The sequence below is a fragment of the Lactobacillus sp. A27 genome, assembly GCF_016742815.1.
In the GTDB taxonomy this organism is placed as follows: Bacteria; Bacillota; Bacilli; order Lactobacillales; family Lactobacillaceae; genus Lactobacillus; species Lactobacillus gallinarum.
Window position 1 is genome coordinate 1 of sequence record NZ_JAEHNT010000086.1, and the last position, 15506, is coordinate 15506.

At 37.1% G+C, this 15506-nt stretch carries 13 protein-coding genes; 9 read left to right on the plus strand and 4 right to left on the minus strand.

Features of this window, described 5'->3' with window-relative positions; all coding sequences use genetic code 11:
- Positions 1-48 precede the first annotated feature (48 nt).
- The gene (locus JEM49_RS09140; RefSeq protein WP_201874728.1) at positions 49-396 is read right to left on the minus strand and encodes a CorA family divalent cation transporter; all 348 of its coding nucleotides are present in this window, start codon (positions 394-396) and stop codon (positions 49-51) included.
- A 112-nt stretch (positions 397-508) separates the two neighbouring features.
- Between JEM49_RS09140 and JEM49_RS09145 the strand changes: the two genes are divergently transcribed.
- The 3 genes from JEM49_RS09145 to JEM49_RS09155 all read left to right on the plus strand — a co-directional run bounded on the left by JEM49_RS09145 (position 509) and on the right by JEM49_RS09155 (position 4443).
- A complete protein-coding gene (locus tag JEM49_RS09145) occupies positions 509-1366 on the plus strand; it encodes an aldo/keto reductase (RefSeq protein ID WP_191335563.1) in 858 nt (285 codons plus the stop codon).
- 210 nt (positions 1367-1576) lie between these two features.
- Positions 1577-3499 (plus strand): GTP-binding protein, encoded by a 1923-nt coding sequence (locus tag JEM49_RS09150; RefSeq protein ID WP_201874730.1) that lies wholly within the window; start codon positions 1577-1579, stop codon positions 3497-3499.
- 125 nt (positions 3500-3624) lie between these two features.
- Complete coding sequence (locus JEM49_RS09155; RefSeq protein WP_201874732.1) at positions 3625-4443, plus strand: Cof-type HAD-IIB family hydrolase; 819 nt, start codon at positions 3625-3627, stop codon at positions 4441-4443.
- 505 nt (positions 4444-4948) lie between these two features.
- On the opposite strand, the gene JEM49_RS10815 is transcribed toward JEM49_RS09155, so the two are convergent.
- A complete protein-coding gene (locus JEM49_RS10815; protein WP_025006115.1) occupies positions 4949-5287 on the minus strand; it encodes a hypothetical protein in 339 nt (112 codons plus the stop codon).
- Between the two features lie 22 nt (positions 5288-5309).
- On the opposite strand from JEM49_RS10815, the gene JEM49_RS09165 reads away from it, so the two are divergent.
- Positions 5310-5915, plus strand: coding sequence for a histidine phosphatase family protein (locus tag JEM49_RS09165; RefSeq protein ID WP_087236204.1), 606 nt, complete (start codon positions 5310-5312; stop codon positions 5913-5915).
- A 57-nt stretch (positions 5916-5972) separates the two neighbouring features.
- Here JEM49_RS09165 and JEM49_RS09170 read toward each other — a convergent pair whose 3' ends face one another.
- Complete coding sequence (locus JEM49_RS09170) at positions 5973-6986, minus strand: D-2-hydroxyacid dehydrogenase (protein ID WP_025006113.1); 1014 nt, start codon at positions 6984-6986, stop codon at positions 5973-5975.
- Positions 6987-7112: 126 nt separating this feature from the next.
- Between JEM49_RS09170 and JEM49_RS09175 the strand changes: the two genes are divergently transcribed.
- The 4 genes from JEM49_RS09175 to JEM49_RS09190 all read left to right on the plus strand — a co-directional run bounded on the left by JEM49_RS09175 (position 7113) and on the right by JEM49_RS09190 (position 13649).
- Positions 7113-7955: a fructosamine kinase family protein gene (locus JEM49_RS09175; RefSeq protein WP_201874734.1), complete on the plus strand. Its 843-nt coding sequence runs from the start codon at positions 7113-7115 to the stop codon at positions 7953-7955.
- A gap of 473 nt (positions 7956-8428) precedes the next feature.
- Complete coding sequence (locus tag JEM49_RS09180) at positions 8429-9256, plus strand: exodeoxyribonuclease III (protein ID WP_056945536.1); 828 nt, start codon at positions 8429-8431, stop codon at positions 9254-9256.
- A 55-nt stretch (positions 9257-9311) separates the two neighbouring features.
- Entirely contained in the window at positions 9312-10751 is a 1440-nt protein-coding gene (locus JEM49_RS09185) for an amino acid permease (protein WP_201874736.1), read from the plus strand.
- 66 nt (positions 10752-10817) lie between these two features.
- Entirely contained in the window at positions 10818-13649 is a 2832-nt protein-coding gene (locus tag JEM49_RS09190; protein ID WP_201874738.1) for a DUF3427 domain-containing protein, read from the plus strand.
- A 41-nt stretch (positions 13650-13690) separates the two neighbouring features.
- Here JEM49_RS09190 and JEM49_RS09195 read toward each other — a convergent pair whose 3' ends face one another.
- Positions 13691-14701 (minus strand): serine hydrolase domain-containing protein, encoded by a 1011-nt coding sequence (locus tag JEM49_RS09195; RefSeq protein WP_162607015.1) that lies wholly within the window; start codon positions 14699-14701, stop codon positions 13691-13693.
- Between the two features lie 289 nt (positions 14702-14990).
- On the opposite strand from JEM49_RS09195, the gene JEM49_RS09200 reads away from it, so the two are divergent.
- Positions 14991-15404: a peptide deformylase gene (locus JEM49_RS09200; RefSeq protein WP_201874740.1), complete on the plus strand. Its 414-nt coding sequence runs from the start codon at positions 14991-14993 to the stop codon at positions 15402-15404.
- The last annotated feature ends 102 nt before the right edge of the window (positions 15405-15506 follow it).

Sequence of the window (15506 nt, forward strand, 5' to 3'; positions counted from 1 at the left end):
AGAACTTACTCCGATAGAATATCGGAATAAGTCCTTAGTCGCATAATATCAATAAAGTGTCCGAAAAATGCGGGTCACTACAAGTTGATTCTTTTTTGGATATTCACCAAAAGAGCGTAAGCTTTCTGTTTGATCATCTAATGTGTGTTTGAGGTAGACTAGTTCTCTAGTTAAGTCAGTAACTTTTTTAAGTTCTTTAGTTTTAGTTGTTTCACGTGCAACGGAATCTAAGTAATCTATTTTTCTTTTGACAGCATTTAGTTTTTGGTTGATATGATCAAGCTGACTAAATAAATTAGCAAAAATAGCAGAATCTAAATCCCATTGGCTGGTTAATTGTTTAATATCGGAAGCAGTTAAGTTGCTTTTCAAAATTAAGAAAGATTTTTCAGGCATATTATTCACCTCACATTGATTATTTAGTTTAAGATTATCATGTGAGTAGTTATAGACAGATAAGATTAGCTTGAAAGCAAACTTTTTTAGAAAAAATTAAGGAAAAACATATATGGAATTACATTCAATTATAGATACTTATATTTTGAACAATGGCGTTAAGATTCCCGTAATCGGCTTCGGTACTTGGCAAACTCCAAGTGGTGAAGTAGCCAAGGAATCAGTTTTAGCCGCATTGAACGCTGGTTACCGTCATATTGATACCGCTGCAGCTTATGGCAATGAAGAAAGTGTTGGCGAAGCAATTAAGAAGAGCGGCGTTAATCGTCATGATTTATTTGTTACTACTAAGTTGTGGAACGCGGATCACGGCTATGACAAGACAAAGAAAGCAATCGACACTAGTTTAGAAAAGCTTGGTCTGGATTACTTAGATATGTATTTAATTCATTGGCCAAATCCTGCTAACATGCGTGATCATTGGGCAGAGTTAAATGCCGAAAGCTGGCAAGCGATGGAAGAAGCTGTCCAAGCTGGTAAGATTCGTGCAATTGGTGTGTCTAACTTTAGAAAGCATCACTTGGATGAATTGATGAAGACAGCAGAAATTAAGCCAGTTGTTAACCAGAACTACTTGAACCCAAGCGATTTGCAACCGGAAGTTACTGCAGCAAGCAAGGAATACAATATGCTTAATGAAGCTTACAGTCCATTAGGTACAGGTGGTTTGCTTGGTAATGAAACAGTAGGTGAAGTTGCTGAACATTATGGTAAGTCTCCAGCCCAAGTGTTAATTCGTTGGTCGCTGCAACATGGATTTTTGCCATTGCCTAAGTCAGTTCACCCTAAATATATTGCAGCTAATGCAGATGTATTTGATTTTGAAATTAGTCCAGAAGACATGGCCAAGTTAGATGATTTGCGTGGAGCAAGCAAGTTGGCTAACGATCCTGATCAAGTTGATTTTTAATGAAATTAATTAAAAAAGCCGCCCAGAGGACGACCAGTTTTGCTACTTAAAGTAGTTCTTTAGAAGATCTAAAAGAAACTTAAGCAGTTTTTTCACGTACTTTGGAGGTACGACGAAATTAAAGATTATAAATTGACGTGTATACAGCTGGTTACTGTACGTCGACGTGTGGCTCTGCTATTGCAGGGCTTTTTTGTTTAAGGTGAAAAAATGAAGAAAATTACAATGGGAATATTAGCTCACGTTGACGCGGGTAAAACTACGTTATCAGAGGCTCTGCTTTATACAGCAGGAAACTTGCGCAATTTGGGCCGAGTAGATAATGGAGATGCGTTTTTAGATACTAATTCGCTTGAGAAAAAGCGCGGCATTACGATTTTTTTACATGCTGCTAAACTGACGACTAAAGATTTAGATGTTACTTTATTGGATACCCCAGGGCACGTTGACTTTGCGGCGCAGACTGAGGAGACGCTTGGCGTACTAGATTATGCCATCTTAGTGGTCTCAGCTACAGATGGTGTAGTTAGTTACACTAAGGCGTTATGGCGACTGCTCCAGCGTTATAACGTGCCGACCTTTATTTTTGTTAATAAAACTGATATTGCGGGTATTGATCTCAAGCAGGTTTTAGCTGATATTCAAGAGAATCTTGATCAGGGATGCATTGATTTTAATAAGATCGATGATGATTTTTATGAAAATATCGCTGCAGTTGATGACGACTTGCTGGAAAAATATTTAGATGGACAGGCAATTGAAGTGGCTGATATTCAGAAATTGGTTTTACAAAGACAGGTATTCCCTGTGTTCTTTGGTTCAGCATTAAAGCTTACTTGTATTCCTGAATTTTTAGCTGGCTTAGATCAATGGACAAAAGAAAAGGCATTTGGTTCAGACTTTAAGGCAAGATGTTTCAAGATTTCCCATGATCAAAAAGGTGAGCGTCTATCATGGTTGCGGGTTTTAGGTGGCAGCTTAAAAGCTAAAAGCATGCTGGGTGATGAGAAAATCAACCAATTACGCAACTATAACGGCGCCAAGTTCAATGTGGTGCCTGAAGCAACGGCCGGGGATGTTGTAGCAGCTACTGGTCTAAAAGATACTTATCCCGGTGAAGGAATTGGCACGGCAGATACGCACGCGTTCTTTAAGCCTGTTTTGACATATCGGGTAAATCCTGGTGAGCATGACATTCATGAATGTTTAAAGGCGTTGAAAGTTTTAGAAGATGAAAATCCGCAATTACATGTAACTTGGTCAGAACATTTACAAGAGATCCATGTCCAAGTAATGGGAGAAATCCAGTTAGAAATATTAGAGCAGCTTTTGCAGGAGCGATTTAGTTTAGCAATCAGCTTTGAACAAGGCAATATTTTATATAAAGAAACAATTACTAAACCGATCGAAGCTGTCGGACACTTTGAACCATTGCGCCATTACGCGGAAGTTCACCTACTCCTTGAACCAGGTTCCGAAAACAGTGGCATTATTTTTGAAAATAAGTGTGATTTGGAAGTTCTAACTAAAAATTGGCAGCACCAAATCATGACCGCATTAAAGTCTAAGGAACATTTAGGTGTTTTAACCGGCTCGCCAATTACAGATATGAAAATTACCTTGATCGGTGGGAAGGGCAGTCTAGTGCACTCAGTCGGTGGTGACTTTAGAGAGGCAACGTATCGCGCCATTCGTCAGGGTTTGATGGAGTTGAAAGTTAGAAATGAGCTGCAGCTGCTTGAGCCTTGGTATGATTTTCATTTAGAGGTTGAGCAGGATCAAGTGGGCCGTGCTTTGAATGATATTCAGCGGATGCATGGTAAGTTCGATACGCCTGAAAATAATGGAAATCGAACGATTATTAATGGATCTGCATCAGTTAGTGAGATGCGAGATTATGCGACTGAAGTGCGTAGCTATACTCATGGTCAGGGAATATTTGAATGCGTAGTCAAAGGATATTTGCCATGTCATAATGCGGATGAAATAATTGCAGCGAAAGATTATGATCCTATGTCTGATTTAGAAAATACACCAAACTCTGTATTTTGTTCTCATGGAGCAGGGCATACAGTAACCTGGGATCAAGTGCCGCAGACCGCACATTATCCTTATAGTTACCCATTAGATTAGAGAAAAATTCTTGCGTAAACTGAAATATATGATTACCTGTGAAAGAAATTTCATTTTGCCCTGTAAATAATGAAAGACAACCGCTTACATAGTAAGATAAAACTATGATAGAAAGGTTGATATTAATGACTACAATTCCTTTTAAAGCCGTAGCAGTTGATATGGACGGAACATTTTTAACAGAAAAAAAGACTTTTGATCACGAACTATTTGGCAAAATCCTAAAAAAATTACAAGCAAATAACATTCCATTTATTTCAGCAACGGGTAATCAATTAATTCGTTCACATGAATATTTTGAAGAATTTACTACTGGGATCGATTATGTTTCTGAAAATGGTGCGATCTTAGAGGCAGATGGCAAAGTAATCAAAAGAACTGCGCTTGACTATGATATTGCTCAAAAACTACTCAACTTTATTCAAACCGAATATCCAGAAGCAATTATCATGGTTAGTGCAGAACATCATTGTTACATCTTGAAGAGCATGGATAAGGCAACTAAAGACGATATTCGAATTTATTATCGTAAGGTAGAAGAAATCGATAAATTTACTGATATCGATCCAAGCGATGCTATTTTGAAGGTTTGTCTGACTGCCGATGATGAATTGGCTACGATTATTCAAGATCGTTTCAATGAAAAGTATGGCGATTACGTTCGCGGCACTAGCAGCGGCAATATGACGATCGATTTGGTACACAAAGGCATCAACAAAGCTAAAGGTGTAGCTGATATGCTTAAGTACTATCATATTGATCAAAAAGATTTAATTGCCTTTGGTGATGGTGAAAATGATATTGGCATGCTTAAGGCTTGTGGTTATAGTTATGCCATGGCAAATGCCAATGAAAAAGCCAAAGCTGTTGCTAAATACGAAGCACCATCAAATGATGAAAATGGTGTACTTAAAGTATTGGCTAAATATTTGGATGTTGAATAAAAATAAAAAAGCCGTTTTTACGGCTTTTTAGTTTTATCTTAAATTAAATTCCAATCTTATTGGATTGTGATCGGAGTAGCGATAATCAGTATTGATGTCGGTAGTCTTGGCCTTAATATTTTTCGAAATAATAAAACCATCGCCGACCGTATTTTACCACCCTTGTCATAGGCTGACATGTGGCTGTTGATGACGATTAATTCTTTTCCGCCTTTGATAGGGTAATGCATAACTGTGAAGCAACGATCAAGATCCGTGAATTTAGAAATGAATGCGGACGAAACAGGAAACTTTCTTCTGATTGCACTTTGCATGTGATATTTACTCATGCTGAGCAAGCCTGATTGAACGCTGCCGTGTGGGTCATAAAGTGGCCAGGCAAGATAAGCTGAATGAAAGTTGTTGGCAAAAGCATGTTCAACTAAATTGACTTGATTGACGTAGTGACTACGTGTTGAGTGAGTATCGATTTCTTAAAAGAGCATAAAGTCAGGATTCTGTTTTTTCATGGTCTTAATAACACCATCAGTCGAATCAAGAACAGATTGCTTAGAAAACGCGGTACCGCGGGTACCTTGCGTTTTTTGCCGTTCTTAAGTTCACCTTTGTCCATGAAAAAGTCAAAATTGTGATTATATGCACCAAAGCTGACATTATAAGTGATAATAGAATATGGATGATACAAACTTAGCTTTTTAGCCTGATTGTTTTTTACTGTTAATTTGCGGTTGTCAGGGATGCGGTAATAGTGCATTTGCATGTAGCCAACATAACCGATAATCACTACAAGTAAAATACCGATTAAGCTGAGCAAACCGATCCCAATTCGTTTTAGTATTTTCATTTTTAACCTCTAGGAGAAAACGATGATCACAGTATATTTAGTTCGTCACGGACAAACTTTCTTCAATTATTTCCATAAAATTCAAGGTAGATGTGATTCTCCACTAACCCCGTTAGGAATTGCACAAGCAGAAGCTACACGTGATTATTTAAAAGAAAAACACGTGCACTTTGATTATGCCTTTTCTTCAAGCTCTGAAAGAGCGAGTGATACGTTGGAAATTATAACGGAACACAAGATGCCATTCAAGCGCGATAAGGGATTAAAAGAGTATGCCTTTGGTCGCTACGAAGCTCATGATGAAAGTTTGAATCCTAAACCGCCTTACGGAGATTTCTTTAAACAATTTGGCGGTGAAACTCAAGACGAAGTAAGTGAGCGAATGGATAAAACAATTCGTAGATTGTTAAATGATATTCCAGATGGTAAAAATGTGTTAATTGTCTCACATGGTGGGGCTTTGATGAACTTTTTAAGAAAAGCATTGAACAGCCTGCATCCCTTAGGCAAATTGCATTATCACAATTGCGGCATCGTTGTTTTGAATTATGATGGACAAAACTTTACTTTGAAATCTGTAGCTAGTCCCGCTGATGACGTACCTGATAGCTACAATGACAATTTATAAGTACAAAAAAATCTCAGCCCAATTGAGCTGAGATTTTTTATTAATTCTAATTTATTTTTAGAACTTATTCTTGTCTAAAGCAACTGGAGAATCTGGCTTTTCGCCGTTGATTAACTTCAAGTTGTTGTCAAATGCCTTAACAACCATGTTGCGTACAGCGTGAGTGGTGTAGAAGGCAGTGTGTGGAGTTACCAATACGTTTGGACGATCAATTAAGTCTGCCAAACGCTTGTCTGGGAATTCTTTACCTTCCCAATCCTTGTTAAATACACCAACTTCGCCTTCGTAAGTATCCATAACGAAGCCGAAGATCTTGCCTGAGTCCAAACCACGAATTACAGCATCAGTGTCAACAAGTGGACCACGTGAGCAGTTTACAATTACAACGCCGTCTTTCATTTCTGCGATTGACTTGTCGTTGATCATGTGAACGTTAGCTGGTACATCTGGTACGTGAAGTGAAATTACATCAGCTTGCTTGTACAAATCGTCAAGTGAGTCAACGTAGTAACCCTTCTTTTCAAGTTCTGGGTTCTTGAAGATATCGTAAGCAATAACCTTTGCGCCGAAACCTTCCATAATTCTCATAAATACTTGACCAATGTGACCAGTACCAACAACACCGACAACTTGGTCACGAACTTCACGGCCGATAGTTGGTGCCCAACGCAAATCACGTTTAGCCATCTTTTCGTCCATGCGCTTGTCTTGACGTAATACACGTGCAGCTTGAATAGCAGCATGTTCAGCAATAGCGTCTGGTGAGTAAACTGGAACATTAGTAATTTCAAAGCCAAGTTCTTTAGCCTTGTCCATGTCAATGTTGTCGACACCAACGTTACGTAATGACATCTTAGTTACGCCAGCATCTGCCAAAGCTTGAAGAGTATCTGCAGTGTAGTCTAATTGTTGGTAAACAACAACACCATCTGCACCCTTAGCAAGCTTTGCAGTTTCAGGAGTCAAAAGCTTATCAGTGTAATCAACATCGATATCTTTGTGAGCTTCCTTCCATTCGTTCAAGAATGGTTCTTCGTCTTTACGAATAGCGTAAGCAAAAATCTTTGTCATAAATTCAACCTCCGTAAAATTTATTAGTATGACCATTCCTCATTATACACTTCACTTTGCTCAACAAAACACAAAAGATCTAATTTTTTTGAGAAAAATCTATAATGAAAGAAGAGGTAAATAATCATGAAGTTAAATCAAAAATGGCTTAGTCAATTGCCAATAGAGAAAATTATTTCGTGTGAATCTGTGCATGGCGGCGACATGAATGAAGCTTTTAGAATTAAAACTGCTAGTAAAACTTATTTCATGAAGGTGCAGCCGAAGAAGCCTGCTTCCTTTTTTGATCATGAAAAAAGAGGACTAAATGAAATGGCTAAAGCTGGGATAAACACTTTACAAGTTTTAACTAGTGGTCAAATTGAAGGGGATGCATATTTACTTTTAAACTGGCTGGACAGGACCAGCGGCAATCAAGCTGATCTCGGAAAAATGGTTGCAAAAATGCATCAGTATCATCATGAGCAATTTGGTTTTGGCGATACTTATCGAACTCGAATTTTGAAAAAAGACAATCATTGGAATTCCAGTTGGATAGATTTTTACGTTAATCAACGCTTGACGCCCGAAGTTGAATATGCCAAAAAAGTGGGTCGCTGGAATGATTATCGTGAAAAACATTTTCAAAAAATGGTAGCTGCTTTTAAAGATTATTATGCAAAAAATGAAGTTCAGCCCAGCTTGTGTCATGGCGACTTGTGGTGGGGCAACGTGATGTTTGCAAAAGAAAAGCCCTATCTAATTGATCCAGATGCCGTGTATGCAGATCGTGAATTTGATTTAGCGATGACGACAGTTTTCGGCGGCTTCAATGATGAATTTTATGCAGCATACAATGAAGTTTATCCTTTAAAACCAGACCTAGAACGGCGTCTTAACTGGTATCGCTTCTATTATCTTTGCATGCATTTAGATTTATTTGGTGAAGAATATGGAGGAGAAGTTGATTATATTTTGAGCAATTTCTAAAGAATTTATTAAGAGAAAAAATAAATAGTGACGCTATGTCAGCCTGCTGATATTATATACTCATAACAAAAATACAACGCAACAAATATAGAGATAAGTTGCAAGAAGGTAACAAATCTTCTAATTCCTTATTAATACATCCTATTGGACATATATTGATTCATACATTGGGTATTGCTTTTACTGGTTGTCCCCTGTGCAACCATAAAAGTGAAGATTGATAAAAAGTCCATTCCCTTTTTGCGAAAGTGAGGAATCAGGCTCCCCTGCAGTATCTCTAGCGTTGAACGTTTTGTTAATCTTGATAAATCATTTTCGCAACATTAGTGATGAGTAGGCTAATGTAAAAAATCTCGTTATTCTCATTCAACACAACTCCCTTAAAAGGATTAGTTTAGAAAAGTCATCTAAGCTAATCCTTTTTCTTTTTTTGGCTATAATTAGTTTTGAAATATTTTTAAAGGGGAAAAATAATGATTTTAATTTCATGGAATATTGATTCATTGAATGCGGCATTAACTGGAATTTCAGCTAGAGCAGAAGAGACGCGTGAAGTTTTAGATAAGATTCATGCTTTAAATCCAGATATTATTGCAATTCAAGAAACTAAACTGCGCGCAACTGGCCCAACTAAAAAGCACCAAGCTGCATTAGCAGAAAAGTTTCCAGAATACGATTATGTTTGGCGTTCATCTGAAGAGCCCGCTCGAAAAGGCTATGCAGGAACAATGTATTTGTACAAAAAGGGATTAACTCCAGCAGTTTCTAAACCAGCAATTGGTGCACCTGAACCAATGGATGAAGAAGGACGAATAATCACTTTAGAATTTGATAAATATTTTGTTACTCAAGTTTATACGCCAAATTCAGGTAATGGCTTAAAACGTTTAGCTGATCGTCAAATCTGGGATCAAAAATATATTGAATATTTGAAAAAGTTAAATGAAGAAAAGCCGGTTTTAGCAAGTGGGGACTATAACTGTGCTCACACCGAAATTGACTTGAAGCATCCCGAAAATAATCATCATTCTGCCGGCTTTACTGATGAAGAAAGAGCAGATTTTACTAATTTACTCGATGCTGGTTTTACCGATACATTTAGAAAAGTTAATGGCAACGTTGAAGGAGTTTATTCTTGGTGGGCTCAAAGAGTTAGAACGGCCAAAGCTAATAACTCAGGCTGGAGAATTGATTACTGGTTAGTAAGCAACCGAATTGCGGATAAAGTAGTTCGCTCAGAGATGATTGATACGGGCAAACGTGCAGACCACTGTCCAATTTTGCTAGAAATAAATCTTTAAATTACCGAAAATACTAGTATAATGAATTTTAAATTAAAATAAGGGTTGAATTTTTTTGAATAACGAGAAAGAAGATTGGGCTTTAGAGCAAGATCTAAAGTACAATCGTCTAACAGCTTTTAAGCTTTTTGCAATGACTAGTTCGATGGTTATTTCCGTGGACGAACTAGCCCCATTTGGTAAAACTGGTGCTACGGCATTATTTTATCTATTGATTGCTGGAATTGCATGGTTTATTCCAATTACTCAAATGGCCGGTGAAATGGCTTCAATTGATGGTTGGGAAAAAGGCGGCATCTTTACCTGGGTTAAAGGCTCTTTAGGAGACAAAATGGGTTGGACCGCAATGTTTTACCAATGGATTCACATTACTGTGGGGATGGACACGATGATGTACGTGATTATTGGTGCATTGTCGATTGCTTTTGGAACTCCTTGGTTTAACACCACGCCAATTGTGCGTTTTATCTTAATGATGATCATTTTATGGGGTGCAACCGCAATTCAAGTTATTGGGATTAGAAAAATCGGACGAATTGCGGAATGGCTATTCATTTTAGGGATTGCGCTTCCGGTAATTTTATTGATTATTTCATTCTTTGTATACTTGGCACAAGGTCATCCAGTTCATATGGTGATTAATTGGCATACGATAGTTCCACATCATTTAAATGGCACTACATTAGTAGCTTTTGTACCATTTATGCTTGCCTTCTGTGGGGGAGAAGCTTCTGCACCACACGTTAAGAACTTAGACCATCCAAAATCTTATTCAAAAGTAATGTTGGCTCTGGCTGCAACTGCAATTTGCTTTGACCTTTTGGGAAGTATGGCAATTGGAATGACTGTTCCTAAAAGTGAAATCCAAAACAGCACAGGTTTCGTTTATACCTATGGTAAACTGTTGACTTCTATCGGATTGCCAGGAGATTTATTGCAAAAGATTGTTGGCGTAATGCTAGCTTGTGGTATTATCGGCGAGCTTGGTAACTGGATCGCTGGTCCTAACCAGGGAATGTACGAAGCTGCTAAAGAAGGCTACATGCCTAAGTTTTTCGCTAAAACAACTAAGCATGGCGTTCCAATTAGAATTATGATTTTGCAATCAGCAATCGTTACTATTTCAGCATTGTTGATTACCTTTACCAGTGGTACCGATGCTGACTTTGCGTTTAATGTTTCATTAGCCGCAACAACAGCACAATATTTGATGGTATATATGATCATGTTAATAGCCTACATGGTTTTGAAGAAAAAACATGAAGATTATCACCGCATGTACTACATGAGCAAGAATCCAAAATTGAGTATTGCAATTGCAATTTTGGCTTTGATTATCACAGTTGTCGCATTCTTTGTTACTTTTGTACCTGCTCAAGGAACTGCAGCAGGATTACGTGGAATCTATGTCTGGACATTAATTGGCATGTGCGCGATCGTTTCAATTTTGCCGTTAGTTCTTTATCACTGGCATGAAAAATGGCAAAAACAATAAATGAAAAGCATTCGTTTTAAAAAACGGATGCTTTTTTAGTAGAATTAGACCAAATGAGGTGAAAGAATGTCGAATGTGATGCGGGATGCAATCTTAAATGGTTTTTATGATGAAAAGATTTTAGGGAATAATTTTTTTAGCCCCAAACTTTTAGCGAATGAGCAAGATGAAAAAATATGGCTAACTTTGCGAGAGGAATTATATCACTGTCAAAGTTTTACTTGGGCTGTAGCCTTTATTACGCAGGATATGCTCGTACCATTAAAAGTCGTTTTAGCTGATTTAGCAGCTAAAGGCGTGGGCGGAACAATAATTACTAGCAATTATTTAAATTTCAATAATCCACGCGTATTTGAAGAGTTGGCAAAAATTCCTAACTTAAAAGTGAAAATTGCGGATGAGTCGGGTTTTCATGTTAAGGGCTATTTATTTGAACACGAAGATTATCAAACTCTTGTAATTGGTAGTGCTAATTTTACCCGTTCAGCCATGCTTAGCAATTATGAATGGGCATTAAAAGCTAGCTCGCGCAATCAAGCCGATTTAACTAAACAATTAGCGCAGAAAATTTCTAGATTGGAAGATAGTAGTTTTGATCTTAGCGCTCAATGGCTAGCTGATTATAAGAATAACTGGCAGCCCGCACCGGTTGCGCATCTAACCAAATCAAAAACAAAAATTGTCCCTAATAAGATGCAGCAAGCAGCGCTCAGAAATTTACAGGGCCTAGTAGATAATGGCGAAAAAAGAGGCCTCGTTGTTTCGGCGACAGGTACAGGGAAAACGTATTTAGGTGCTTTTGCGGTTAAGGATTTTAAACCGAAAAGATTTTTATATGTTGTGCACCGCGAGCAAATCGCTAAAAAGTCGCTTGCAAGTTTTTATCATGTAATTGGTGGAAAAAAGCAGGATTATGGCTTGCTCAGTGGAAATAAGCATGATAAGAATAAAAAATATTTATTTGCGACGATTCAAACTTTATCTCAACCGGATATGCTAAAAAGCTTTGATCCAAATGAATTCGATTATATTTTAATCGACGAAGCGCATAGAGCAGCTGCACCAAGCTATCAAAAGATTTTGCAGTATTTTAAGCCGCAATTTTTATTAGGTATGACGGCTACGCCTGAACGAACCGATGAACAAAATGTGTATCAAATTTTCGATTATAATTTGGCCTACGATATTCGGTTGCGGGATGCATTAGAAGATAAGATGCTGACGCCATTTCATTATGTCGGTGTACAAGATTATGAGTTAAACGGCCAATCAATTGATGAAACAACTGATTTACGCTATTTAGTATCAGAAGATCGCGTAAATTATGTTTTGAAAGAAATTGATTATTATGGCTATTGTGGCGATCAAGCCAAGGGACTCGTTTTTTGCAGTAGAAAAGAGGAAGCACGCGAATTAGCTGACCTTTTCTCAGAGAAAGACCATCCTGCTGTCGCTTTAACCAATGAAGACAGCGAAAGTACCCGTAATAAAATTGTGCAAAAATTAGTTGCTGGTGAAATTGAATATATCGTGGCAGTAGATTTATTTAACGAGGGGATTGATATTCCTGCTTTGAACCAAATCATTATGCTGCGCAATACTGAATCAAGTATTGTTTTTATCCAGCAATTAGGTCGAGGATTAAGAAAATATCCTGGTAAAGAATTCGTGACAGTTCTGGATTTTATCGGTAATTATAAGAATAATTACATGATTCCAATTGCCCTTAATCACGATACAAGTCGCGATAAGGATCAAGCCAAAAGAGAGGCGCGGTTACCTCACTTTATTGATGTTTCTACGATTAACTTTAGTAAAGTTGCATCTGAAAAGATTTTAGCTTCACTAGATCAAATAAAGTTAGACAATATACGGGAATTGCGGCAGAGTTATCAAAGCTTGAAGAATAAATTGGGTCGCATTCCTTTATTGCATGATTTTGCTCAATATGGTTCAGTTTCGCCAATGGTTTTTGCTAATAATCGCGGACTTGATAATTACGCCGCATTTTTAATTAAAATGGGTGAAGCAGTAAAGCTAAATAATTATGAAAATGCAGTTCTAAGTTTTTTAACTAAAGAGCTTTTGAATGGCAATCGCGCTCATGAACTAATTTTGTTGCAGATGCTATTGAAGCAGAAACAGGTCAACCAGGAAGACTTTGTCTCAGAATTACGCAAAAAGGAAATCTATGTAAATAAAGCAGTTTTGAATTCGATAGACGATATATTATCGCTTGATTTTTTTGATGTTAAGCAAGGTAAAACTACTAAGAAGGCGCAATATGGTGATCAACCCGTGGTAGTTCATAGCAGTTTGTTTGATTATGAATTAAATCAGGAATTATTAAATGCTTTAACTCAAAATAAATGGTTCAAAGATCTGTTTAAAGATGCAATTGAAACAGGTTTGCTATTAAGTACTAATTATGACCAGCAAAAGCAATTTACTTTATACCAACAATATGATCGAAAAGATGCTTGCAGATTATTGAATTGGCCTCGGGATGTTTCTGCACCGATGTATGGTTATCGTGTAGGTGATCATGATACGCCGATTTTTATTACTTATCGAAAAGATGATCAAGAAAAGCGGAATGCTTTATATCACAATACTTTAGAAAATGGACGTAGCTTACGTTGGTATACAAGAGTGCCACGACATTTGGATTCAGAAGAAGTGCAGCGATTGTTGAAGACACCAGACATGCATATCCATGTTTTTGTTAAAAGAAGCGATGCCGATGGCAAGCAGTTCTTCTATTTAGGTGAGGCACAAATTCAATCTGATTCGGTTAAGGAAGAATTATTAGGACCAAAAAAGAAGCCTGCCGTAGGGATGAATTTATTGTTGAAGCGGCCGTTAAAAACGAGTATGTCAGAACTTTTATTTGAATAATAAAAAAGACTTTTCCAAATTTTAGGAAAAGTCTTTTTGTTTTATCCTGCGATAAATGTATATGGTTTAATATGATTCAAAATTTGATATCCGACTTGTTTTTGAGCATTTTCGTCACCCGCAGTTTGATTTAGGAACATAATTAAACCATTGCGATTATCAGTCGTCATTTGGAACCAAATACCAAAGTGGGTACCACCAAGATTTCCGTATGCCGATTTTATGGTGTCGTTGTTATCAAGATAAATACCACCGGAATAGTTATTAACCCTGCTTCTTAAGTGAGTAAGGTAATAGAAGTCTGATTTATTTAAAATTGCACCATTGGATAGGCCAACTTGAATTTTGTAATAATCCATTGGGGTAGTAAACATGTTGGCCGCACCTACAAGTTGGGAAGCCTGTGTTTTAGTTATATATTCAGGATCTTGATAATTTTTGACATTCCAAATGTATGAGATGGGATCAGTTTTCCAGCTAGGAATATTTTGGTAAAGATAGGTATTTGCTAATCCTAATTTGTTAACAATACGATTATTAAAATTAGTTTCATATGATTGACCACTAACTTTTTTGATAATACCTGCTAATAGGATGTAATTTGTATTGTTGTAGAAATAAGTGCCAGGAGTACCTGAATCAGTGGAATTAGCATTATCAATTGCCCATTTAACTGCATCATCTTCTGAATAGTCGGTCCCGCGATCAGCTTCCGTATTTACAGCGTTAATTCCGGAAGTGTGGGTCATTAGTTGACCTAGTGTAATATTGTCGGCGTTTTTTAGCTCAGGATACCAACGTGAGATCTTAGTGTTTTGACTAAAACGTTCACTTGTATGCCATTTTTCGTTCATTAATTGAACAACCATGGCAGCAGTCACTACTTTTTGTAAAGAAGCAGTCGGATAGACTACGCTATCATTACCGTTGCCTATTCTTTTGCCATACCAAGCCCAACCATAGCTGATTTGTTGAGGTTTACCATTTTTTATAATAACTGTGCTTCCTCGACTGTTGCTTTGAGCTAGAGTGTTTCGTACGTAGCTACGCATTGCACTTCTAGAATAGCTGCTCGCTTGCACCTTATCTGTGTTTGAAGAAATAATTGTTGGTGTAGCAGTAGAAAATAGAGCGGCAACTGCTAATCCGGTGAGTATTTGTTTAAAAATTTTGAAGGCCTCCCTTTAAAGTGTCTAACTTACATTTTAGCGCGATCTTTGCCCTATACAAGTTCAAAATAATAAAGAAAACATTTCAATCATATTATGCTTCAGTTTATTTTGGTTAAATGGCAATAATTTGTTAATATTCTATATTGAATAAATTTGGAAAGGAAAAGTTATGGCAGTAAAAAAGATCATTCATGATCAAGTATTTTTAAGTCAAAAATCGACATTAGCAAGCAAAGAAGATCTGAATACGGCGCTGGATTTGCGTGATACGCTTTTAGCAAATAGAAGCAAAGCAGCTGGCTTAGCCGCAAATATGATTGGCAGACCTAAAAGAATTATTGCTTTCTATATTGGAAGTTTACCTTTCGTGATGATTAATCCTAAAATTATTAAGAAGAATGGTAAGTATACGACTGAAGAGGGATGCTTATCTTTAAGCGGTCAACGTCAGGCAATTCGCTATAAGAATATAACCGTTACTTATCAGAATCTTAATCTTGAAGAAGTAACGCAAGATTTTTCGGAATTTATTGCAGAAACTATTCAACATGAGATAGATCATTGCAATGGAATTTTAATTTAAAAAAGTTGAAAAAATAACTTGCCAAAAAAGAGAAAGTAGGGTAAATTAATAAAGTCGTCTTGAGAGATGACGAAGAGCTCGAGAGCTTTAAAAAAGTTTTTG